This is a genomic window from Nitrospirillum amazonense (assembly GCF_007828045.1).
In the GTDB taxonomy this organism is placed as follows: Bacteria; Pseudomonadota; Alphaproteobacteria; order Azospirillales; family Azospirillaceae; genus Nitrospirillum; species Nitrospirillum amazonense_C.
The window spans coordinates 117,389-137,000 of sequence record NZ_VITN01000013.1 but is presented as its reverse complement, the minus strand read 5'-3'; the positions used below and the strand labels follow the sequence as shown (position 1 = coordinate 137,000).

General features: G+C 68.5%; 20 protein-coding genes. 8 read left to right on the top strand and 12 right to left on the bottom strand.

Annotated elements, in window-relative coordinates; genetic code table 11:
- Nucleotides 1–7: 7 nt before the first annotated feature.
- A complete protein-coding gene (pssA, locus tag FBZ89_RS19675; protein WP_145751550.1) occupies nt 8–976 on the bottom strand; it encodes a CDP-diacylglycerol--serine O-phosphatidyltransferase in 969 nt (322 codons plus the stop codon).
- Nucleotides 976–1,668 (bottom strand): phosphatidylserine decarboxylase, encoded by a 693-nt coding sequence (locus FBZ89_RS19670; RefSeq protein ID WP_145751549.1) that lies wholly within the window; start codon nt 1,666–1,668, stop codon nt 976–978. Before FBZ89_RS19670 ends, pssA begins: the two co-directional genes overlap by 1 nt.
- 349 nt (nt 1,669–2,017) lie before the next feature.
- On the opposite strand from FBZ89_RS19670, the gene FBZ89_RS19665 reads away from it, so the two are divergent.
- The gene (locus FBZ89_RS19665) at nt 2,018–2,440 is read left to right on the top strand and encodes a response regulator (RefSeq protein ID WP_186457448.1); all 423 of its coding nucleotides are present in this window, start codon (nt 2,018–2,020) and stop codon (nt 2,438–2,440) included.
- A 1-nt stretch (nt 2,441) separates the two neighbouring features.
- Here the strand turns inward: FBZ89_RS19665 and FBZ89_RS19660 are convergent, their stop codons facing one another.
- Nucleotides 2,442–2,798, bottom strand: a complete 357-nt coding sequence (locus FBZ89_RS19660) for a DUF1428 domain-containing protein (protein ID WP_004273697.1) — start codon at nt 2,796–2,798, stop codon at nt 2,442–2,444.
- A gap of 95 nt (nt 2,799–2,893) precedes the next feature.
- Here FBZ89_RS19660 and hrpB point away from each other — a divergent pair, with 95 nt between their 5' ends.
- Nucleotides 2,894–5,401, top strand: coding sequence for an ATP-dependent helicase HrpB (gene hrpB, locus FBZ89_RS19655; protein WP_145751593.1), 2,508 nt, complete (start codon nt 2,894–2,896; stop codon nt 5,399–5,401).
- Here the strand turns inward: hrpB and bla are convergent.
- The 7 genes from bla to FBZ89_RS19620 all read right to left on the bottom strand — a co-directional run bounded on the left by bla (nt 5,398) and on the right by FBZ89_RS19620 (nt 12,219).
- Nucleotides 5,398–6,405 (bottom strand): class A beta-lactamase, encoded by a 1,008-nt coding sequence (bla, locus tag FBZ89_RS19650; RefSeq protein WP_186457447.1) that lies wholly within the window; start codon nt 6,403–6,405, stop codon nt 5,398–5,400. The genes hrpB and bla overlap by 4 nt on opposite strands.
- 99 nt (nt 6,406–6,504) lie before the next feature.
- Entirely contained in the window at nt 6,505–7,611 is a 1,107-nt protein-coding gene (gene spbR / locus FBZ89_RS19645; protein WP_145751546.1) for a SpbR family protein, read from the bottom strand.
- A 216-nt stretch (nt 7,612–7,827) separates the two neighbouring features.
- Entirely contained in the window at nt 7,828–8,607 is a 780-nt protein-coding gene (locus FBZ89_RS19640; RefSeq protein WP_145751545.1) for a DUF6969 family protein, read from the bottom strand.
- Between the two features lie 15 nt (nt 8,608–8,622).
- A complete protein-coding gene (locus tag FBZ89_RS19635; protein ID WP_145751544.1) occupies nt 8,623–9,285 on the bottom strand; it encodes an ABC-type transport auxiliary lipoprotein family protein in 663 nt (220 codons plus the stop codon).
- Nucleotides 9,282–10,250 carry an MlaD family protein gene (locus FBZ89_RS19630; RefSeq protein ID WP_040846323.1) on the bottom strand — a complete coding sequence of 323 codons (969 nt, stop codon included), beginning with the start codon at nt 10,248–10,250 and terminating at the stop codon, nt 9,282–9,284. The genes FBZ89_RS19635 and FBZ89_RS19630 overlap by 4 nt, the downstream gene beginning before the upstream one ends.
- Nucleotides 10,251–10,270: 20 nt before the next feature.
- Nucleotides 10,271–11,038: an ABC transporter ATP-binding protein gene (locus FBZ89_RS19625; protein WP_145751543.1), complete on the bottom strand. Its 768-nt coding sequence runs from the start codon at nt 11,036–11,038 to the stop codon at nt 10,271–10,273.
- Between the two features lie 41 nt (nt 11,039–11,079).
- Nucleotides 11,080–12,219 carry an MlaE family lipid ABC transporter permease subunit gene (locus tag FBZ89_RS19620; RefSeq protein ID WP_145751542.1) on the bottom strand — a complete coding sequence of 380 codons (1,140 nt, stop codon included), beginning with the start codon at nt 12,217–12,219 and terminating at the stop codon, nt 11,080–11,082.
- 262 nt (nt 12,220–12,481) lie between these two features.
- On the opposite strand from FBZ89_RS19620, the gene FBZ89_RS19615 reads away from it, so the two are divergent.
- Nucleotides 12,482–12,997 carry an adenine phosphoribosyltransferase gene (locus FBZ89_RS19615; protein WP_145751541.1) on the top strand — a complete coding sequence of 172 codons (516 nt, stop codon included), beginning with the start codon at nt 12,482–12,484 and terminating at the stop codon, nt 12,995–12,997.
- A gap of 138 nt (nt 12,998–13,135) precedes the next feature.
- Here the strand turns inward: FBZ89_RS19615 and FBZ89_RS19610 are convergent, their stop codons facing one another.
- Both FBZ89_RS19610 and FBZ89_RS19605 read right to left on the bottom strand, forming a co-directional pair.
- The gene (locus tag FBZ89_RS19610; RefSeq protein ID WP_145751540.1) at nt 13,136–13,921 is read right to left on the bottom strand and encodes an ABC transporter permease; all 786 of its coding nucleotides are present in this window, start codon (nt 13,919–13,921) and stop codon (nt 13,136–13,138) included.
- Nucleotides 13,918–14,688: an ABC transporter ATP-binding protein gene (locus tag FBZ89_RS19605; protein ID WP_145751539.1), complete on the bottom strand. Its 771-nt coding sequence runs from the start codon at nt 14,686–14,688 to the stop codon at nt 13,918–13,920. Before FBZ89_RS19605 ends, FBZ89_RS19610 begins: the two co-directional genes overlap by 4 nt.
- Before the next feature lie 307 nt (nt 14,689–14,995).
- Here FBZ89_RS19605 and FBZ89_RS19600 point away from each other — a divergent pair, with 307 nt between their 5' ends.
- From FBZ89_RS19600 to FBZ89_RS19580, 5 genes are all read left to right on the top strand, one after another.
- Nucleotides 14,996–15,634: an ATP-dependent Clp protease proteolytic subunit gene (locus FBZ89_RS19600; protein ID WP_425465969.1), complete on the top strand. Its 639-nt coding sequence runs from the start codon at nt 14,996–14,998 to the stop codon at nt 15,632–15,634.
- 107 nt (nt 15,635–15,741) lie between these two features.
- Complete coding sequence (locus FBZ89_RS19595; RefSeq protein ID WP_145751538.1) at nt 15,742–16,476, top strand: hypothetical protein; 735 nt, start codon at nt 15,742–15,744, stop codon at nt 16,474–16,476.
- Between the two features lie 137 nt (nt 16,477–16,613).
- Nucleotides 16,614–17,813, top strand: coding sequence for an MFS transporter (locus tag FBZ89_RS19590; protein WP_145751537.1), 1,200 nt, complete (start codon nt 16,614–16,616; stop codon nt 17,811–17,813).
- 112 nt (nt 17,814–17,925) lie between these two features.
- Nucleotides 17,926–19,053 carry a catalase family peroxidase gene (locus FBZ89_RS19585; RefSeq protein WP_145751536.1) on the top strand — a complete coding sequence of 376 codons (1,128 nt, stop codon included), beginning with the start codon at nt 17,926–17,928 and terminating at the stop codon, nt 19,051–19,053.
- Entirely contained in the window at nt 19,050–19,589 is a 540-nt protein-coding gene (locus tag FBZ89_RS19580) for a cytochrome b (RefSeq protein WP_145751535.1), read from the top strand. Before FBZ89_RS19585 ends, FBZ89_RS19580 begins: the two co-directional genes overlap by 4 nt.
- Nucleotides 19,590–19,612 lie beyond the last annotated feature (23 nt).

Below are 19,612 nucleotides of genomic sequence, written 5' to 3'. Positions count from 1 at the left end.
GGGTTGGTCAGGGCCGCGGCGCCGTCCCCTCCGGCGGCGGCACCGGCGGTTCGCCGGCCACCGGGTCCACCACGCTTTCCGGCGCCACGGCGCCCTCTGTCACCACGCCCTCCGTCATCACGCCCTCTGTCACCACGCCCTCTGGCCCTTCCGGCCCGGCGCCCACCAGCGATTCCGCCTGGGTCATCAGGCGCTGGTACTGGCGGACGCTGAAGGGCAGCGTGGCGAGATAGCCCACGCCCAGGATCAGCAGGGTGGTCCAGGGCGCGCTGACCACACCGGCCGCCAGCAGCACCAGGCCCAGGAAAATGAAGACGACATAGCGCGGGTGGATGCGCAGGCCCTTCAGGGAAAAGGTGGGGATGGCGCTGATCATCAGCGCCGCCATGCCCACGGTCCACACCACGACGAAGGCCGGGTGGCCCACGACCGTGCGCCCCATCTCGAAACTGGCGACGATGGGCAACAGGGCCAGACCGGCGCCGGCCGGGGCCGGCACGCCGGTGAAGTAGTTGTAGGCCCACACCGGCTTCTGCGCGGCCGAACCCAGGGCGGTGTTGAAGCGCGCGAGGCGCAGGGCGGCACAGGCCCCAAACAGCAGGCAGGCGATCCAGCCGAAGCTGCGCGCCTCGTTCAGGCCCCACATGTACAGGATCATGGCCGGGGCCACGCCGAAGCTGACCACATCGGACAGGCTGTCCAGCTCCGCCCCGAACTTGCTCTGCGCATTCAGCAGGCGGGCGATGCGGCCGTCCAGCGCGTCCAGCACGGCCGCCACCACGATGGCGACGACCGCGTGTTCCCAGCGCTGCTCGGTGGCGAAGCGGATGCCCGTCATGCCGGCCGACAGGGCCAGCACCGTCAGCATGTTGGGCAACAGCTTGTTGATGGTGAGGCCACCCAGGCGCGGCGGCCGGATGGCCCGGCGGCGCCGTCCCAGCGCCCCCCCGCCTGTCCTCGGGGGACGTTGCACCATCAGCGCACCACGCCCTGACGCTGCGGCTCCGTGCTGGCCAAGTCGGCCAGGATGGTCTCGCCACCCAGGGCCTTCTGGCCCACCACCACCAGGGGCTGCACGCCATCCGGCAGGTAGATGTCGGTGCGGCTGCCGAAGCGGATCAGGCCGTAGCGCTCACCCGTCGATACGCTCTGCCCCGGCTTAAGGGTACAGATGATGCGGCGGGCCACCAGGCCGGCGATCTGCACGAAGGCGATCTCGCGCCCGTCGGGCATGGCCAGGCGGATGCTCATGCGCTCGTTCAGGTCGCTGGCCTTGTCCAAGGCGGCGTTCAGGAACTTGCCCGGGTGGTATTCGGCGCGCGTCACCGTGCCCTCGATGGGGGTGCGGTTGATGTGCACGTTGAACACGTTCAGGAAAATGCTGATGCGGGTCAGCGGCTCCGGCCCCATGCCCAGCTCCGGCGGCGGCACCGCCTTGGTGATCATCTGCACCAGGCCGTCGGCCGGGCTGACCATCAGGCCAGGGCGGGTGGGCACCACGCGGTCGGGATCCCGGAAGAAGTAGGCGCACCACGCCGTCAGGATCACCCCGATCCAACCCAGGAAGGTCGAGAGCCAGAACAGGATGAGGGTGACCACGGCGAAGGCCAGGATGAAGGGCCAACCGGCGCGGTTGATCGGCACGATCACGGTGCTGAGAGCGGACATTTGCACTTTCCAAAGGCGGCCCCGGGGATGGGTCCGAGGGATATAGGCGGGCCCCAGGGAGATGGGTAGACCGCCGCAGTGTAGACAGGGCCGGTCCGGATTTTAAGTGCCAATGCATATCGTTTGGGTTACCGGAGAAGCCGTGCCGGCTGTTCAAGGCCTTTTTTGGCCATACGCCAAGGTCGTCAGCTGCACACTGCGCTCGACCCTGTGAACTATGACAGGTTGCCTACCGGTCTCTTCCGCAAGGGCGGATACCCTTTCACGTCGTTTTGCGGAAAAATGTAGTCAATCTGGGTCGGCCCCTGGCAACGGCGCGCCCTGATGTTTCTTGCGAGGTTGCTGCGCCGTGCGTGCCGAACAGACAATTGATCGGGAACTGACCCAGCGGTCCTCCACGGCCCGTCATCCCCGTTATCGCATCGTGGTCGTCGAGGACGAGGCGCTGATCGCCCTCGGCCTCCAGCAAATCCTGTTGCAGCAGGGCCACGAGGTGTGCGCCCTGGCCGCGTCGGTGGAAGAGGCGGTTGACGCGGTGGATCATCACCGTCCCGACCTGGTGCTGATGGACGTCATGCTGCGCGGAGGTGACGACGGCGTTGAAGCGGCGGAGCGCATCTGGAAGCGCTTCGGCATCCGCAGCCTGTTCACCAGCGCCGTCGACGCCAACATCCTGCGCAACCGCGCCCATTCCATCTCCCTGGGTTTCATCACCAAGCCCTACCGGGCGGAGGACTTCCAGCGCAGCCTGGACACCCTGAGCCTAGCCTGAGCTAGCCGCGCCCCATGACGTGCAGCGGGCTGAAGCAGCCGTAGATCAGCCGCTTGGCATCGAACGGCATATCACCAGGGATGTCGAAGCGCGTATCGTCGCGCATCTTCTCCTCGGCCGCGTCCAGCGTCTCCTTGTCCGGCCACACCTGCCAGGAAAAGACGATCTTCTCCCCCGGCTGGGCCGCCACCGCCCGGCGCATGTCGGTCTGCTTGCCGTCCGGGACGTTATCCTCCCAGGATTCGACGATTTCCAGGCAGCCAAATTCCTTGAACAGCACGGCGCTGTTCTCCGACCAGGCGCGATAGGCGTCCTTCTTGTCCCCAGGCACGGGAATCACGATGCCGACGATGTACATGGTCCAGCCCTCCCCTGCGAATGAGATGCCGACCGCATCATAGCAAAGCATCGCAAGGGCTGGCAGTGGCCGCGGTCGCGCGCTATGACGGCACCATGCCGCCCATCGACCAGATCGCTCTTCCCATCGATGCCGTGCTGCCGGACCTGCTGCGGGTCCTGGCCGGCACGCCCAACGCCGTGCTGCAGGCCGCCCCCGGCGCCGGCAAGACCACACGCGTGCCCCTGGCCCTGCTGGACCAGCCCTGGCTGGCCGGCCGGAAGATCATCATGCTGGAACCCCGGCGCCTGGCCGCCCGCGCCGCTGCCAAGCGCATGGCCGACACCCTGGGTGAGGCCGTGGGCGGGACGGTGGGATACCGGGTCCGCCTGGACACGCGCGTCGGGCCGGCGACCCGCATCGAAGTCGTGACGGAAGGCCTGTTCCTGCGCCAGCTGCAGGGCGATCCGTCGCTGGACGGCGTGGGTGCTGTGCTGTTCGACGAATTCCATGAACGCAGCCTGGACGCCGACCTCGCCCTGGCCTTTTGCCTGCAGGCCCAGGGCCTGTTGCGCGAGGATCTGCGCCTGCTGATCATGTCCGCCACCCTGGATGGCGCCGCCGTGGCCAGGCTGTTGGCCAACGAGGGACAGGACGCAGCCCCCATGGTGAACAGCGAGGGCCGCGCCTTCCCGGTGGAGACGCGCTGGGTCGAGCCCGCGCCCACCGACCGGCTGGAGACCGCCGTGGCCCGCGTGGTCAAGCGCGCGCTGATGGAGGAACAGGGCAGCGCCCTGGTCTTCCTGCCGGGAACCGGCGAAATCCGGCGCACGGAAAAGGCCCTGGCCGACCTGGGTCTGCCCCGCGACGTGATGGTCGCCCCCCTCTATGGCGACCTGGCGCTGGACCAGCAAGAGGCGGCCATCCGCCCGGCCACGGCCGGCCAGCGCAAGGTGGTGCTGGCCACCGCCATCGCCGAAACCAGCCTGACCATCGACGGCATCCGCATCGTGGTCGACGCCGGCCAGGCCCGCCTGGGCCGCTTCGATCCCGGCAGCGGCATGAACCGGCTGGAAACGGCCCGCGTCTCCCGCGCATCCGCCGACCAGCGCCGGGGGCGCGCCGGCCGCTTGCAACCCGGTGTCTGCTATCGGCTGTGGAGCGAACAGGCGGACCGGGCGCTGACGCCCTACGCCCCACCGGAAATCCTGCGCGCCGATCTGGCCCCCCTGGCGCTGGAACTGGCCGCCTGGGGGATCGACGACGTGACCGCCCTGCCCTGGCTGGACCTGCCGCCGGCGGCCCCCCTAGCCCAGGCCCGCACCCTGCTGGGCCAGCTCGGCGCCTTGGACGAGGAATCCAGGATCACCGCCCACGGCCGGCGCATGGCCACGCTGGGCATGCATCCCCGCCTGGCGCACATGGTGCTGACGGGCGTGGAGCTGGGACTGGGCGCGGCGGCGGCCCACCTGGCGGCCCTGCTGGAGGAGCGTGATCCCCTGCGCGGCATCTCCCGGGACGCCGATTTGCGCCGCCGGCTGGACCTGCTGTCCGGCCACGACGGCGGGGCGGCCGATCGCAACGCCCTGCGCCAGATCCGGGAAAGCGCCCGCCAAACCATGCGCCAGTTGCGCATCACCGACCGGTCGTTCACGGGAGAGGACGCCGGCCGCCTGCTGGCGTTGGCCTATCCCGACCGCCTGGCGCAGAAGCGCCCCGGCGGCCAGGGCCAGTACCGCCTGGCCAACGGCAAGGGGGCGGTGCTGGACAGCGCCGACGCCCTGTCGCGCCAGGATTGGCTGGCGGTGGGCGACCTGGATGGCGACGCGCGCGAGGCCCGCATCTACCTGGCGGCCCCCATCACGCGGGAAGAGATCGAGGAGGTCTACGCCGACCGCATCGTGACGGAAGATCTGGTGAGCTGGGACGGACGGGAACAGGCCGTGCTGGCCCGCCGCCGCCGGCGCCTGTTCGGCCTGGTGCTGAAGGACGAGGTGTTGAGCCAGCCCTCGGCCGAGGCCATGGCCGCCGCCATGATGGCCGGCATTCGCGAGATGGGGCTGGCGGCCCTGCCCTGGACCAAGGCGTTGGAGGCGTGGCGGGAGCGTGTGCGCTTCCTGCACCGCTCCGGCGGACAGGATGTCTGGCCGGACCTGTCGGACGAGGCGCTGCTGGCCACCCTGGAGACTTGGCTGGCCCCCTACCTGACCGGTATCAGCCGCGCCAGCCATTTGCCGCGCCTGGACCTGCACAGCGCGCTAACCGGCATGCTGGACTGGCCCCAGGGCCAGGAACTGGAGCGTCAGGCGCCCACCCATATCGACGTGCCCAGCGGGTCGCGGTTGCCCATCGACTATTCCGGTGAAATCCCCACCCTGGCCGTGCGCCTGCAGGAGCTGTTCGGCCGGCCGCAGACGCCGACGGTGGCGGGCGTGCCCGTGCTGCTGCACCTGCTGTCGCCGGCTCATCGCCCCATCCAGGTCACCCGCGACCTGGCCTCCTTCTGGGCCAACACCTACCGGGACGTGAAGAAGGATCTGGCGGGCCGCTACCCGCGCCACTACTGGCCCGACAATCCGCTGGAGGCGGAGCCTACGGCCCGGGCCAAGCGCAGGGGAACCTAGGGCCTCCAGCTTTCGACCACCGCCCGCGCCACGCCGGCGATGAAGGCGTCCGCCCGCTCCCGGGGGCCTTGCACGCTGGCGACGTAGACCGCCACGGCGTAGCGGTGACCGTCCGGCGCTGTCATCAGGCCCACGTCGTTGTTGGCCAGGGTCACGCCCTCGACGGAGGGCCCCGCCCCCGGCTTGTGCGCCACGGCCCAGCCTGCCGCCAGGCCAGCCTTCAGACGGTTGGGCTGGGTGGTGGTGTGGTCCAGGATGTCCAGCAGGCGCCGGGTGCTGGCGGGGCTCAGCAGCTCGCCCTTGTCCAGCCGGTCCAGCAGCAGCGCCATGGTGGCCGGCTGGGCCGTGTCGCGCGGGTCGCTGAGATAGGCCTCACGCTTGGCGAGGCGGGTGGCGACTGGCACGGCGTCGGCCGCGGCCCGGAACACCCCCGGCTCGACATAGGCGTCCTTCCAGGTCAGGCCCAGGATGTCGCTTTGCAGGTGGCGCTCATCCCGGTCCACGCGAATGCCATCCAAGCCCCGGGCCGTCAGCGCGGCCTGCACCACCGCCGGCCCGCCGACCAGGCGCAGCACGGTGTCGGCGGCGACGTTGTCGCTGTCCGCCACCATGCGCGCCATCAGGTCGCCCAGCGTGGTGGTCCAACCGGCGGGGGTGATGTTCTTGGCCAGCGGCTGCCAATAGACGGAACGGTCCTGGGGGTAGAGCGTGACCTTTTGCGCCAGGTCCATGCGGCCGTGATCCACCAGATCCAACAGTGCGATGGCCACCGTCAGCTTGAACACGCTCTGCTCGGGAAAGCGCTCCCGCGCCTTCACCCCCACCTCGGCACCGGTGACGCCATCGCGCACGGCGATGCCAGCCCGGCCAGGGAAGTCGTGGGTCAGGCGCTGCAGGCGCGCCTGCAGCGCCGGCATGTCCAGGGAACCGGCGCCGGCGGGCGCGGGGGCGGCAAGGCACAAGGCAGCGGCGGCGCAGGCCGCGCGCAGCGTCGATGTCAGCATTGGAAAGGTCCCCATCCCTCTCGGGCCCACCGAAGATCGGCGGCCACGGAGGAGTGCCCGTGAACTATGGTGGAAGCGTGGCGGCCAGGCCGGCCAGGATCAGACCTTGGTGGTCAGGTCGGTCAGCTTGCTCAGCAGATAGTCCAGATCGTCGCTGGCCATTTCCTCGAACTGGGTGAGGATGCGTTCCAGCATCTTGCGGCGGTGGCGCTCCAGGTCATGCTCGCCGCCGTCGAACTCCGTCTCGCTGGCGACATCCAGCGCCACCTTGATGGCCGGGTAGATCGACTGCGGCATGCCGGTGCGATCGAACAGCGCCTTCATGCCCAGCTTGCCGGCATCATGGATCAGCATGCGGGCGTTCGGGGTGGGGATGCGGGCCAGCTGGGCCAGCGCCACCTCGAAGAAGGCTACGTCGCCCATGCACAGCGACCGCAACAGCAGCGACGGCGACAGGCGGCCGTTGCGGTACAGCTGCTCCACCAGCGTTTCCAGCTGGGCGTCGGTGGCGACCCCCACCAGCCCGTAGGTCGCCTTTTCGCGGCCCTGCAGGACGATGTCGCTGGCGACGTCGGCCGGCAGCTCATGCCGTTCCACCAGCCGCTCACGCAGCTGTTCCGACACCATGGTCACCAGGCGCTCGGCAATGGTGACGGGCAGGCTGCCGCGTTCGATCAGGGGGGCGTGGACGGCGTCGCTCTTGGGGAAGCGGTTCAGCACACGGGTCAGCGCCGCTTCCGTCACCTTGGCGGCCTCGTTCGCCATCAGCGTGGCGACCGCGGTCTCGGCGCCATCATCCACCAGCGCGTCGACCACGCCCTCGGACACGTCGGGACGCTTGGCCACGGCCGATTGTTTGGCTTCCGAACCGGTCTTGATCAGCTCGATCAGGTCGGCGTCGGTCAACACCGACGACAGTTCGATAAAGGGCAGCGACACCTCTTCCACGTCGCGCGCCAATTGCAGGGCGACGTCGCGGGGAATCGCGGGATAGCTCTTCAGGCTCTCCGACAGGGCGGAACGGACGCGCACGGCGGCGTCGCGCGCCATCAGGCGGACGATGTCCTCGGCCAGGGCCCGTTCGGAAGGGGAAAGCTGATCGGCGCCGAACTGGGCGGCAACCTTGGTGGCCATTTCGGCCCGGGTCGTGGCGGACGGATCGGCCAGAAGCCGTTGCACATCCTGATGCGTCAAGGTCTCGGACATTGGCAGGGCAACCCGCTCCCTTCGCTACCGACCGGCCACCTGGCTTTCCATCCCCACCCCCCGGCCGTCATACGCGGCCGGACCGGGGGTACCAGGCTTCACCACCATTCAGGCCCCCGATCCACGCCGGGTGACCATTGCCCACTAATAATACAGCCTTCCCCGTCTTGGCCAACGCCATTTGGGTGATATTCCCCGCCTATCCCCCAGGGGCTGCTACGCAGGATCAGCCATAGGGGATTGTTGACGGTTGCGCCGACGCAGCGCGCGCTCCAACTCCTGGATGCGGCCCTCCACGTCCACCAGCCGTTCCGACGTCACCTCGAGATCGCGGTCGTCATAGACGTAACTGCCGGGGTGTTCCGCCTGCCAGCGATCGACAGCCGCATCCCTTTCCTGCAAAAGCTCAATGATTTCATGGCGGTACAGGTTGACGACCGCAGTGATCCAGCGGTTCAGCGGCCAGGATGGCCGGGCGTGGTCGATCTGGAAGCCTTCCAGCATCCGCACCACGTCGGCCGCCGTGTACCAGGTCTCCCCCGTCACCCAGCGGTTGGTGGTGAACAACCGTGTCACCCGGCCCATGCCGTCGATCGAAATCCCCACCAGGTGGCTGAGCGCGGCGTTGCCGTCCGTATCGGGCTGGAGATCGGGCAAGGGCGCCGGCGCCACCCCGGCCGGCATGCCCAAGGGCCGCATGAAGGTGTGAAAGTGCCCCATCTCCTCACCAACCAGTTCCGACTCCGGGTGGGCGTGGAAGTAGTATTGGGCGTGGTATTCGCTGTCGTAGACATCCCCCGGCGGATGATGGTGCCAGGGATCCAGCGGCGGCACCGCGTCGCGCAAGACCTCGCTCAGCACCGTGTCGCCGGTTTTGGCCAGCACCCGCGTGCACAAGCTGACTTCACGCGCGGCCTCCACCAGCCGGGTCAAAGTCTCGTACGGCAGGCCATCGACAACGGAACTGCCGCGCGCGGGGCCCCGGAGGAAGGGCATGGCCGTTCCCTTCCCTTAGACGCCGCCGCCGGCGCGCCGCCCGGGCTGCAAGGCCCACTCGGCCACCTGCCGGGCCAGCGTGTGGAAGGCCTCGTCATAGGCCGCCAGCACGGCGGGAAAGCCCGTGGACTTGGCCGGCACCCGGATCTCGAAGCCCTGGCTTTCCTGGATGGTGCGGCGGGGCAGCGTCACCATCTTACACTGGACGCGAACATGCACGGTGGGCACGTCGTCCACCGTCGCGTGGGGATATTCCGCCTGAAAGTCACGAATGTCGGTCAGCAGGACATAATCGGCGCGCAGGCCGGAGCCCTCGCGCGCCACGCCCGGGACGCGGCCGGAATACTCGAAAGACTCGATCAACAGGCCCTGCACCATCTCCGGCATCGGGTCCTGCCACTCGGCATCGAAATAACCGAAGTCCCCCTCCAGGCGGCTCAACGCGATCCGCGTGGTGTTCAGCACCGAGGTGGTGGTGGGCACCCCCACCAGCAGCTGCCAGCCCACGGGCGGGGCCGGTGAGAACTCGCGCGCGGCCGTCAGCCGCACCACGTGCGGCGGGCTGTCGAACACGGAACAGGCGGGCAGCGCCCCCAGCGCCAGGCCGCCGCCCATCACCCCCATCCCGCGCGCCAACAGGCGGCGGCGGCTCATCGCACCCTTGTGGGCCCCCCTCATTTCACCTCCACCCCACGCTGCCGGCCACCGAACAGGAAGCCGGACGGATCGTTCTCGATACGGTTGGTCACCCGCGACAGGTTGTTGCTGAGCGTGCGCAGGTCACCGATCAGCTGGGTCAGGTCGTAAAGACCGCTGGAGGTGAAGTCGCGGATGGGCCCGCGATTCTCCTCCACCATGCCGCGCAGCTGCTCCACCGTCTGGTTCAGGTTGCGGGTCAGGACCTTCACGTCCTCCGCCGACTGGTTCAGGTTGCCGCTGATGCGCTTGGCGTCGCTGCCCACCGTGTTCACGGTGGTGCGGGTATCGACCAGCAGCGCCTCGGTCTGCTTGCTGATTTCGCGCACGCTGCCGCGCAGCTCGTTCACCAGATGGCCGGCGTCCTGCACCGTGCCGTTGGCGGCCCCGGCGGTGGACGCGAGGTTGGCCAGCATGGAGGCGAAGGCCTTCTGGTTGTCCGGCGTCATGAAGCCCGCCAGGCTGTCCGACAGCTTGATCAGGTTTTCCAGCAGGTGCGGCGCCTCCTGCAGCAGCGAGGCGATGTTGCTGGGGCGCGAGGGGATGACGGGCACGTCGACATCGTTCTGCGTCTCGCGCAGCAGCGGCGCCTCCTGGCTGCCGCCGGCGATCTCGACATAGACGCCGCCGGTAACCCCCACCGGCTCCAGCGAGGCCACGGCGTCGGACTTGATGGGGGTGTCCTTGGGTACCTCCACCTTCACCTCGATGCGTTCCACGTTGCCGGGATCGATGCGGATGTCGGTGACCCGGCCCACGGCCACGCCGCGATAGCGCACGGGGCTGCCTGCCACCAGGCCGGTGACGGAGCCGGAGAAATAGATGCGGTAAGGGGTCGACGCCTTGTCGAACTGGACCTTGGCCAGCCAGACGATGGCGATGAACAGGGCCGCCGTCAGTGCCAGGATGAACCCGCCGACGAGCGCGTAGCTGGCGCGCGTTTCCATGTGAATCAGCCCCTAACTGCTCAGCTCTTCACGGCCGCGCGACCGCGCGGTCCATGGAAGTAGTCGTGGATCCAGGGATGCGTGTCCGCCAGCAACATGTCAATGGTTCCCACCCTCATCTTACGGTCGACCAGCACCGCGATGCGATCGCAAATGGCATAAAGGCTGTCCAAATCATGGGTAACCATGACGACGGTCAGGCCCAAGCTGCGCTGTAATGTCCCGATCAGCTCATCGAAAGCGGCGGCACCGATGGGGTCCAGGCCGGCCGTCGGCTCATCCAGGAACAGGATTTCCGGGTCCAGCGCCAGGGCGCGGGCCAGGCCGGCCCGCTTGCGCATGCCGCCCGACAGTTGGGACGGGTATTTGGAACAGCTGTCCGGCGGCAGGCCCACCATGGAAATCTTGATGCGGGCCAGTTCCTGGATCAGGCAGTCCTCAAGATCCGTATGCTCCTTCAGCGCCACCATGACGTTCTCCGCCACGGTCATGGAGCTGAACAGCGCACCGTCCTGGAACAGCACGCCCCAGCGGCTCTGGATGTTGCGGCGGGCGGCGCTGTCGGCCGTCCACATGTTGGTGCCCAGCACCTCCACCCGGCCGGCGGTGGGACGCAGCAGGCCGATGATCTCCTTCAGCAGCACCGACTTGCCGGTGCCCGACCCGCCGACCACGCCCAGCACCTCGCCCCGGCGCACGTCCAGATCCACCCCGTCGTGCACCGTCTGGCGGCCGAAGCGGGTGACCAAGCCGCGCACCTGGATGACCGGTGCGACGTTGTCCCCCATCGGGCTGGCCCCCTCTGAGTTGCCAAGGCTCATCAGCGCCCTCAGATCTTGAGATAGGAGAAGAGGATGGAGAACAGCGCGTCGAGCACGATCACCAGGAAGATGGACTCGACCACCGACCGGGTGGTCAGCTTGCCCACGCTCTCGGCGCTGCCGGTCACGTTCAGGCCCTCGAAACAGCCGACCAGCGAAATGACCATGGCGAAGACCGGGGCCTTGATCAGGCCCACCAGCATGGTGGTCGGGCTGACGGCCACCTGCAACTGCCGCAGAAACTGGCCCAGCGTGATGTCCAGCGTGCCGTAGGACATGACGGCGCCGCCGAACAACCCCACCACGTCGGCGTAGAAGCTGACCAGCGGCAGGGCCACGAACAGGGCGGCCAGGCGGGGCAGCACCAGCATCTCGATGGGGTCCAGCCCCAGCACCTGCATGGCGTCCACCTCCTGGTTCACCTTCATGGTGCCGATTTGCGCGGTGAAGGCGGAACCGGAGCGGCCGGCCACGATGATGGAGGTGATCAGCACCCCCAGTTCGCGCAGGATGCCGATGCCCAGCAGGTTGACGACGAAGATTTCGGCGCCGAATCGCCGCAGCTGGTCGGCGCTCTGGTACGCCAGCACCACGCCGATCAGGAAGGTCAGCAGGCCGATGATGGGCAGGGCGTTCAGGCCCACCTGCTCCAGGTGGAAGAAGAAGGCCGTCCAGCGGAAACGGCGCGGATCGCGGGCCACGCGGGCGATGGTGATGAACACCAGCCCGAAGAAGCTCAGCAACTGGAACGCGTCCTGCGCCAGGCTGAAGGCGCCCTTGCCCACCCGCTCCAGCAGGTCATGGAAGGGCTGATGCGGCGTGGTGACCTCGGGATGGCGCACCACGGCGCGCCGCACGTCGCGCAGCAGGGTGCACTGTGCCGGCGTGGCGCCGACCACGGCCACCGTCTCCCCCTCCGCCCGCAGGCGCTCGATCAGGCGGTCCAGCACCAGGGCGCCGGCGGTATCCATGCCCGACAGGCCGGACAGGTCCAGCAGCACCTGGCCCGGCTTGCGCTCCGGCTTCAGGCGGGTCAACGCCATGTCCAGATGCTCCGCCCCCGCCAGATCCCAACGGCCCAGGGCGGCCAGCAACCAATGGTCGCCGTCCCATGCCGTCTTGATCACGCCGCTGCCTGCCGCCGCCATCTCGCCCCTTCGCCGTCCCACTCCATTACCGGGCCGGCTCCTGCCGGCCCCCGCCCCCATCCTGACGGGGGCGCCGGGCGGCCTTGCTCGTCCTTCACTTGACAGAAAGGTCCGCTGCGGGTCAACAGCAGCGGCCGTTAGGCGCCCATCCGGATCATCCGGACGGGGGCGGCGCGGCTTGGCGCTGGCATGCCAGACCAGCCTCCCCTATGATTTCGCGCCCCGGGACCGGGGCGCATCCGTTTCCCCGAGGCCTTCCCCCATGGACCTGAAAAGCCACATCCGCGGCGTCCCGGACTATCCCAAGCCCGGTATCCTGTTCTACGACATCTCGCCGCTGCTGGCGCACGCCGACGCCTGGGCCGTCGCCATGGGCCGCATGGCCCGCCTGATCCAGGAGACGGGCGTCGACTTCATCGTGGGCATCGAGTCCCGCGGCTTCCTGATGGCGGCCCCTCTGGCGCTGAAGCTGGGCCTGGGCTTCGCCATGGTGCGCAAGAAGGGCAAGCTGCCGGGCGACGTGGTGCGCCACTCCTACGACCTGGAGTACGGCAGCGACACGGTGGAAATCCAGGCCGACCTGGTGCAGCCGGGCCAGCGCGTGGTGGTGGTGGACGATCTGCTGGCCACCGGCGGCACCATGAACGCCGCCATCAAGCTGTTGCGCGACGTGGGCGCCGACGTGCGCGCCGCCGCCTTCCTGATCGAGCTGGACTTCCTGGAAGGCCGCAAGAAGCTGGACGTGCCGGTGCTGTCGCTGCTGAATTACGACAAGTAATCCAGCGGGTTCCCTCAAACGCCGGGCGCGGCCATCCGGCCGCTTGGCCGACCCTCGATTCAGGGCCTTGGCCCCAAAATCTCCGGCGGACGCGGTCGCGTCCTACAACGGCATGAGCCAGCGTCTCACGCCGTTGATCTAAACGTTAGCGATGTCAGCCTCGCTGTCGTGCCAGCGCCTGAGCGCCAGGCGCTGGACCAGCGACAACAGGGCGAAGATGGCCACACCCAACAGGGACAACAGCGCCAGGGCCGCGAACATGCGCGGGGTGTTCAGGCGGTTGCTGGCATCCACGATGCGCCAGGCGAGGCCGCTGCCCGTCCCCGACCCGGCCACGAATTCCGCCACCACCGCGCCGATGAGCGCCAGGCCGCCCGAGATCTTCGTGCCCGCCAGCAGGTAGGGCAAGGCCGAGGGCAGCTCCAGCCGCCACAGCACCTGCCACTTGCTGGCGCCATAGAGGCGGAACAGGTCGCGCAGGCCCGCGTCGGCCGAGCGCAGGCCCAGGGTGGTATTGCCCAGAATGGGGAAGAAAGCGACGATCCAGGCTAGGATCAGCTGCGCCAGATCCACCCGCTCATACCCCACCCAGACCAGCAGCAGGGGCGCGATGGCCATCACCGGCGTCACCTGCAGGATGACGGCGTAGGGATAGAGGGCGGAGGCCAGCAGGGGGGAACGGGTGAACAGGATGGCCAGCGCCACGCCACCTGTCACCGCCAGGGCGAAGGCCTGCAAGGTCACGGTCAGCGTGAACCACAGCGATAGGCCCAGCGTGTTGGGATCGGCCAGCAGGGCCGCGACCACGGCGCTGGGCGGCGGCAGGACGAAGGCAGGCACGGCCAGCAGGCGCACCAGCCCCTCCCACGCCGCCAGCACGATCACGCCGAGGATGATGGGGGCCAGGCGACGCAACGTGTTCATGCCGCCCTCAGGATAGCGTCAGCCAGGGCCAGGGAGACTGCGCGGCACGCGGCGGCATAGCGGGCATCGGTGCGTAGCGCCTCATCGCGGGGATAGGGCAGGTCCAGCGGGATATCGGCGTGGATGCGGCCCGGCCGGGGCGCCATGACGATGGCGCGGTTGGCCAGGTACACGCCCTCATAGACGCTGTGGGTGACGAACATCGCGGTGAAGCGCTGCTCCCGCCACAGGGCCAGCAGGTCGTCGTTCAGCTTCTGGCGCGTGATCTCATCCAGGGCCGCGAACGGCTCATCCATCAGCAGCAGGCGCGGGCGGGTGACCAGGGCGCGGGCGATGGAGGCGCGCATCTTCATGCCGCCCGACAGTTCGCGGGGATAGGCCTGGGCGAAGTCGGCCAGCCCCACCTGGGCCAGCAGGGCGGTGACGCGGGCGTCGGCCTCGGCGCGCGGCACCTTGGCCAGATCCAGCGGCAGGCGGACATTGTCCCGGATGCAGGCCCAGGGCATGAGCGTCGGTTCCTGGAATACCATACCCACGCCGCCAGTGGCCGGCGGCTTGGACCAGCTGATGCGGCCGGCCGTGGGCGCCACCAGGCCGGCGACATGGCGCAGGATGGTGCTCTTGCCGCAGCCGCTGGCGCCGACGATGGCCAGGAACTCCCCCTCGCCCACCGCCAGCGAGATGCCGGTCAGCGCCAGCGTCCCGTTGGGATAGCGCTTGGTCACGCCCTGCAATTCCAGGAAGGGTGCCGGCCCCTGCCCCATCATGTGTTTCCGTCTCCAGCCATGCCGGCCTTAACCTTTACCTATGCCGGAGACGACGCGCCAGTCTTGCCCAAGTGGATCGCGGGCCCAAGTGGATCGCGGGCCCAAGTGGATCGCGGAAAGCCGGAAACGGCTTGAAGCGTGAATCCACGCATCCGGACTTGAATAGACCGGCCGGGGTAGCCGATCATGGTAAAGCCGTTCTGTCACGGGCGGGTTGAATGGGGCGGCGAATCCCGCTACCTGATAAGGGTGGCCGGATGGGCCGCCGGTTCGGCCCCCCGTCTTGTTCGTTCCCATGGAGATCCTGGTGACCCTGCCGATCCGCTTCGACGACGAAGAACCCGATGACGCCCCCGAGACCGCTCCGGAAGGCGGCAAGGAGGAAAAATCCAAGGGCGCGCCTTTCTCCCCCGTGGCGCAGAGCCTGTTCAAGAGCCGCACGGTCCTGATCTTCGGTGAGATCAACCAGAAGATCGCCGAGAGCACCATCGCCCAGCTGCTGGCCCTGGCGTCGGAAAGCGACGACCCCATCCGCCTGGTGATCAACTCGCAGGGCGGTCACGTGGAAAGCGGCGACAGCATCCACGACATCCTGCAGTTCATCCGTCCGCGCGTCCTGGTCCTGGGCACCGGCTGGGTGGCCAGCGCCGGCGCACACATTTTCCTGGGCGCCGCCAAGGAAAACCGCTTCTGCCTGCCCAACACCCGCTTCCTGATCCATCAGCCGATGGGCGGCACCGGCGGCCAGGCCACCGACATCGCCATCGAGGCGCGCGAGATCGTGAAGATGCGCAAGCGTCTGAACAGCATCATCGCCCGTGAGACCGGCCAGCCGCTCGAGAAGATCGAGCAGGACACGGACCGTAACTTCTGGATGTCGGCGGAAGAGGCCAAGGATTACGGCATCGTCACCCACATCATCAGCAAGGCCGACGACCTGAAGTAAGGTCCAGCACCTTGAGACGTTGATCAAAGCCGCCCTCGCCCCACCGGCGTCGGCGGCTTTTTTCATGGCCCCCAACCCGCCCCGCCCCGCCAGGTCTGGAGTTCCGCATGTCCGACACCGCCGCCTTCCCCTTGTTCTATCCCACCTACCAGCCCTTCATGGGGGAACGGTGGGAGATGCGGCTGGCGGCATTGGTCATCTGCCCCGGCTATTGGTCGGGGCCGCGCATGGTGGAAAACATGGCGGCGCTGATCCGCCACGACAGCGGCAACACCCGCGCCTGGATGTCGATGACGCCCATGGAAACGGAAAGCCAGGAGATCGGCTGCCAGCTGGCCAGTGGGCGTACGGTGGTGATGGGCATGGGCATGGGCTGGGCCGTCGCCAACGCCGCCCTGAACCCTGCCGTCACCGCCGTCACGGTGGTGGAATTCGATGCGGAGGTGCTGGCGGTGGTGGAACAGTCCGGCATCTTCCGGCAGTTGCCGTCCGAGGCCGCCGCCAAGATCACCATCCACCAGGGCGACGCCTACAGCTGGACGCCGGTGGACGGCCAGCCCTTCGACACCCTGCTGGCCGACATCTGGCTGCCGCTGCACGGCCTGGACCGTGAGGCCCAGGTGCGGACCATGGCCGCCAACACCGGCGCCACCCGGATCTATTTCTGGGGCCAGGAGATGAACATGGCCTGGCGCTTGAAGGAACTGGGCCTGCCCATGGACGCCGACGGCATCGCCCGCGTGGTGGCGGAATGGGGCCTGCCCCTGCTGGGGCCCGACCAGCCCGACTATGCGGAACGGGCGGCGGCGGCGGCCGAGCGCTGGCTGCGCGCGCCGGAATAAGCGGCCTTCCCCAAGAGTTCCCGCACGGCATCCCGTGGCGTCATGCCTCCTGCTGCAACGCAGCATGACAGCGCTTACCTATTTTCGGCGATGCTAAGGGCATCCACGATAGCATCGCCGATTCCGGAGTGGTTCCAGTGCCCTTGCCCCTGCTCGCCCTCGCCATCGCCTCCTTCGGTATCGGCACGACCGAGTTCGTGATCATGGGCATGCTGCCGGATCTGGCGCAGGATCTGCGCGTCACCATCCCGCAGGCCGGCATGCTGGTCACCGCCTATGCCTTAAGCGTGGTGGTGGGCGCCCCCATCCTGGCGGTATCGACCGCACGGCTGCCGCGCAAGAGCGCGCTGATCGGCTTGATGGGCATCTTCATCTTCGGCAACTTCTGCTGCGCGGTGGCGCCCACGTACGGACTGCTGATGACGGCGCGCATCATCACCGCCCTGTCGCACGGCACCTTCTTCGGCATTGGCGCCGTGGTGGCGGCCGGCCTGGTGCCGCGACACAAGCGGGGCCAGGCCATCTCGTTGATGTTCTCGGGATTGACGTTGGCCAATGTGCTGGGCGTGCCCCTGGGCACCGCGCTGGGGCATGAGCTGGGCTGGCGCGCCACCTTCTGGGCCGTGGTCGCCATCGGCGTCATCGCCGCCGCCGCCCTGGCCCTGTGGCTGCCGCGCGGCCTGCAGGGGAGCAGCGGCGGTAGCCTGCTGGGCGAGTTCCGCGTGCTGGGCCGCCCCCAGGTCGCCATGGCCATGATGATCAGCGTCATCTCCTCCGCCAGCCTGTTCAGCGTGCTGACCTACATCACCCCGCTGCTGGAGCATGTCACCGGCTTCAGCCCTGACCAGGTCACCTACGTCCTGCTGTTGTTCGGCGTGGGGCTGACGGTGGGCAACCTGGTGGGTGGGCGCCTGGCCGATTGGAAGATGATGCCCGTGGTCATGACCACCTTCGGCATCATCACCCTGATCCTGGTGGCCCTGGTATGGACCAGCGCCACGCCGCTGGGCGTCGTGCCCACCTTGGTGCTCTGGGGCATCGCCGCCTTCTCCGTCGGCTCCCCCTTGCAGATGCGGGTGGTGGACCAGGCGCGCGGGGCGCCCAACCTGGCCTCCACCCTGAACCAGGGTGCGTTCAACATGGGCAACGCGCTGGGCGCCTGGTTCGGCGGCATCGCCATCGACCACGGCGTGGCCTACGGGAATTTGCCCTGGCTGGGCGCCGGCCTGGCCGTCTGCGCCCTCAGCCTGACCGCCATCGCCGCCGCCACGGACAAGGGCGGCACGCAGGCGGATGGCGTGCAGGACGACGACGCCTGCCCCGGCTTCGCGCATTAGCCCCGCTTCGAAAAAATTTCCGCCCCGCCTGGAATAATCCGGCGGCGGCGGCGTCAATGGGGGGTGCGGCCCCCTAGGGGGCCCGTTTCCAAGGCCGAAAGGGACCCCGCCCATGCCTGGCTACCGAGTTCAGGACATCCTCAGCCGCCGCAGCCTGGTGTCGCTGCTGGCCATCGCCACCGTCGCGGGCGGGGCCACCGCCGCCTTCGCCTATGCCGGCGGCTGGCTGTCATCCGGCCGGCTGAAGCCGACGACTATCGTGAATGCGCTGGAGGGCCATGACGGAAAGCACGAGGGCTTCCGCCGTGCCCATGCCAAGGGCCTGTGCGTGGTCGGCCATTTCGACGGCAACGGCCAGGGCTTGGCCCTCAGCAAGGCCAGCCTGTTCCGCCAAACCACCACCCCGGTCATCGGCCGCTTCTCCCTGGCTGGCGGCGTGCCCAATGCCGGTGATGGCCGCGTCACCTTCCACAGCCTGGCGCTGAAGTTCGATCTGCCGCGGGGTGAACAATGGCGCATGGCGCTGAACCATGTGCCGGTGTTCCCCGTGGCCACGCCGCAGGCCTTCCTCGACTTTCAGCTGGCGACCACGCCCGACCCCGCGACGGGCAAGCCCGACCCGGCCAAGGTACAGGCCTATATGGCGCAGCATCCGGAGACCAAGGCCTTCGCCGACTACATGGCGAAGGCCCCCCTGCCCAGCAGCTTCGCCAACGCCAACTACAACAGCGTCAACGCCTTCCGCTTCACCAACGACCAGGGCCAGACCCGCCTGGTGCGCTGGATCTTCACGCCCGAGGCGCCGTTCGACGAATTGGACAAGGCGACCCTGGCCGACCGGCCGCGCGACTTCCTGTTCGATGAGGCCGCCAGCCGCCTCGCCCAGGGCCCGCTGGTCTGGCATCTGTCCGTTATCCTGCCCAACGCCGGCGATCCCACCGACGACGCCACCAAGCCCTGGCCGGACGACCGCCAGCGGCTGGAGGTTGGCACCCTGACCATCGATCGCGCGGTGACCGAGGAGAATGGGCCCTGCCGTGACGTGAACTTCGACCCCACCATCCTGCCGGCCGGCGTGTCGCCCTCCGACGATCCGCTGCTGGCCGCGCGTTCCTCCGTCTACGCCGTGGGCTACACCCGCCGCACGGGTGAACCCGTGGCCGCCAGCGCGTTGGCCGCCGACAAGGCTTTCCCCGCCCCCGCTTCCAGTCAGCCCGCCGCCAAGGAGTCCGCCCAATGAAGTCGACCACGTTCAGCGGCGCCGCCCGGCTGCTGCACTGGCTGATGGCCGTCCTGATCATCGCCATGCTGTTCATCGGCGTAGGCATGGTCTCCACCGTCGGGGCCAGCCACAATTGGCTGGTGCCGCTGCACAAGTCGGTGGGCGTCACCCTGCTGCTGCTGGCGCTGATCCGCCTGGCGGTGCGAGCCACCAAGGGTACGCCGCCCCTGCCGGCGGACATGCCGGCGCCGCAGAAGGCCGTCGCCCACCTGTCGCACCTGGTGCTGTACGCCCTGATGATCGCCTTGCCCCTGGTGGGCTGGTCCATGCTGTCGGCCGGCGGCTACCCCATCACCGTCTGGGGTGCCGTGCACCTGCCGCCGCTGCTGTCGCCGGACAGGGGGCTGTACGCGTCCTTGCGCCACCTGCACACCTATCTGGCGTACGCTTTGTTCCTCACGGTGATCGCCCACTTGTCCGCCGCCCTGATGCATGGCCTCCTTTTCAAGGATGGCGTGTTCCAGAGCATGGCGGCCTGGCGCACCCGTCGCTGACGGTGGACCCCGGGCCCAGGGAT

What these genes read in the sequence shown, in the direction of transcription:
- pssA (WP_145751550.1), bottom strand. Translation starts at nt 976, where the DNA reads ATGGTGCAACGTCCCCCGAGGACAGGCGGGGGGGCGCTGGGACGGCGC.
- FBZ89_RS19670 (WP_145751549.1), bottom strand. Translation starts at nt 1,668, where the DNA reads ATGTCCGCTCTCAGCACCGTGATCGTGCCGATCAACCGCGCCGGTTGG.
- FBZ89_RS19660 (WP_004273697.1), bottom strand. Translation starts at nt 2,798, where the DNA reads ATGTACATCGTCGGCATCGTGATTCCCGTGCCTGGGGACAAGAAGGAC.
- hrpB (WP_145751593.1), top strand. Translation starts at nt 2,894, where the DNA reads ATGCCGCCCATCGACCAGATCGCTCTTCCCATCGATGCCGTGCTGCCG.
- bla (WP_186457447.1), bottom strand. Translation starts at nt 6,405, where the DNA reads ATGCTGACATCGACGCTGCGCGCGGCCTGCGCCGCCGCTGCCTTGTGC.
- spbR (WP_145751546.1), bottom strand. Translation starts at nt 7,611, where the DNA reads ATGTCCGAGACCTTGACGCATCAGGATGTGCAACGGCTTCTGGCCGAT.
- FBZ89_RS19640 (WP_145751545.1), bottom strand. Translation starts at nt 8,607, where the DNA reads ATGCCCTTCCTCCGGGGCCCCGCGCGCGGCAGTTCCGTTGTCGATGGC.
- FBZ89_RS19635 (WP_145751544.1), bottom strand. Translation starts at nt 9,285, where the DNA reads ATGAGGGGGGCCCACAAGGGTGCGATGAGCCGCCGCCGCCTGTTGGCG.
- FBZ89_RS19630 (WP_040846323.1), bottom strand. Translation starts at nt 10,250, where the DNA reads ATGGAAACGCGCGCCAGCTACGCGCTCGTCGGCGGGTTCATCCTGGCA.
- FBZ89_RS19625 (WP_145751543.1), bottom strand. Translation starts at nt 11,038, where the DNA reads ATGGGGGACAACGTCGCACCGGTCATCCAGGTGCGCGGCTTGGTCACC.
- FBZ89_RS19620 (WP_145751542.1), bottom strand. Translation starts at nt 12,219, where the DNA reads ATGGCGGCGGCAGGCAGCGGCGTGATCAAGACGGCATGGGACGGCGAC.
- FBZ89_RS19615 (WP_145751541.1), top strand. Translation starts at nt 12,482, where the DNA reads ATGGACCTGAAAAGCCACATCCGCGGCGTCCCGGACTATCCCAAGCCC.
- FBZ89_RS19610 (WP_145751540.1), bottom strand. Translation starts at nt 13,921, where the DNA reads ATGAACACGTTGCGTCGCCTGGCCCCCATCATCCTCGGCGTGATCGTG.
- FBZ89_RS19605 (WP_145751539.1), bottom strand. Translation starts at nt 14,688, where the DNA reads ATGATGGGGCAGGGGCCGGCACCCTTCCTGGAATTGCAGGGCGTGACC.
- FBZ89_RS19595 (WP_145751538.1), top strand. Translation starts at nt 15,742, where the DNA reads ATGTCCGACACCGCCGCCTTCCCCTTGTTCTATCCCACCTACCAGCCC.
- FBZ89_RS19585 (WP_145751536.1), top strand. Translation starts at nt 17,926, where the DNA reads ATGCCTGGCTACCGAGTTCAGGACATCCTCAGCCGCCGCAGCCTGGTG.
- FBZ89_RS19580 (WP_145751535.1), top strand. Translation starts at nt 19,050, where the DNA reads ATGAAGTCGACCACGTTCAGCGGCGCCGCCCGGCTGCTGCACTGGCTG.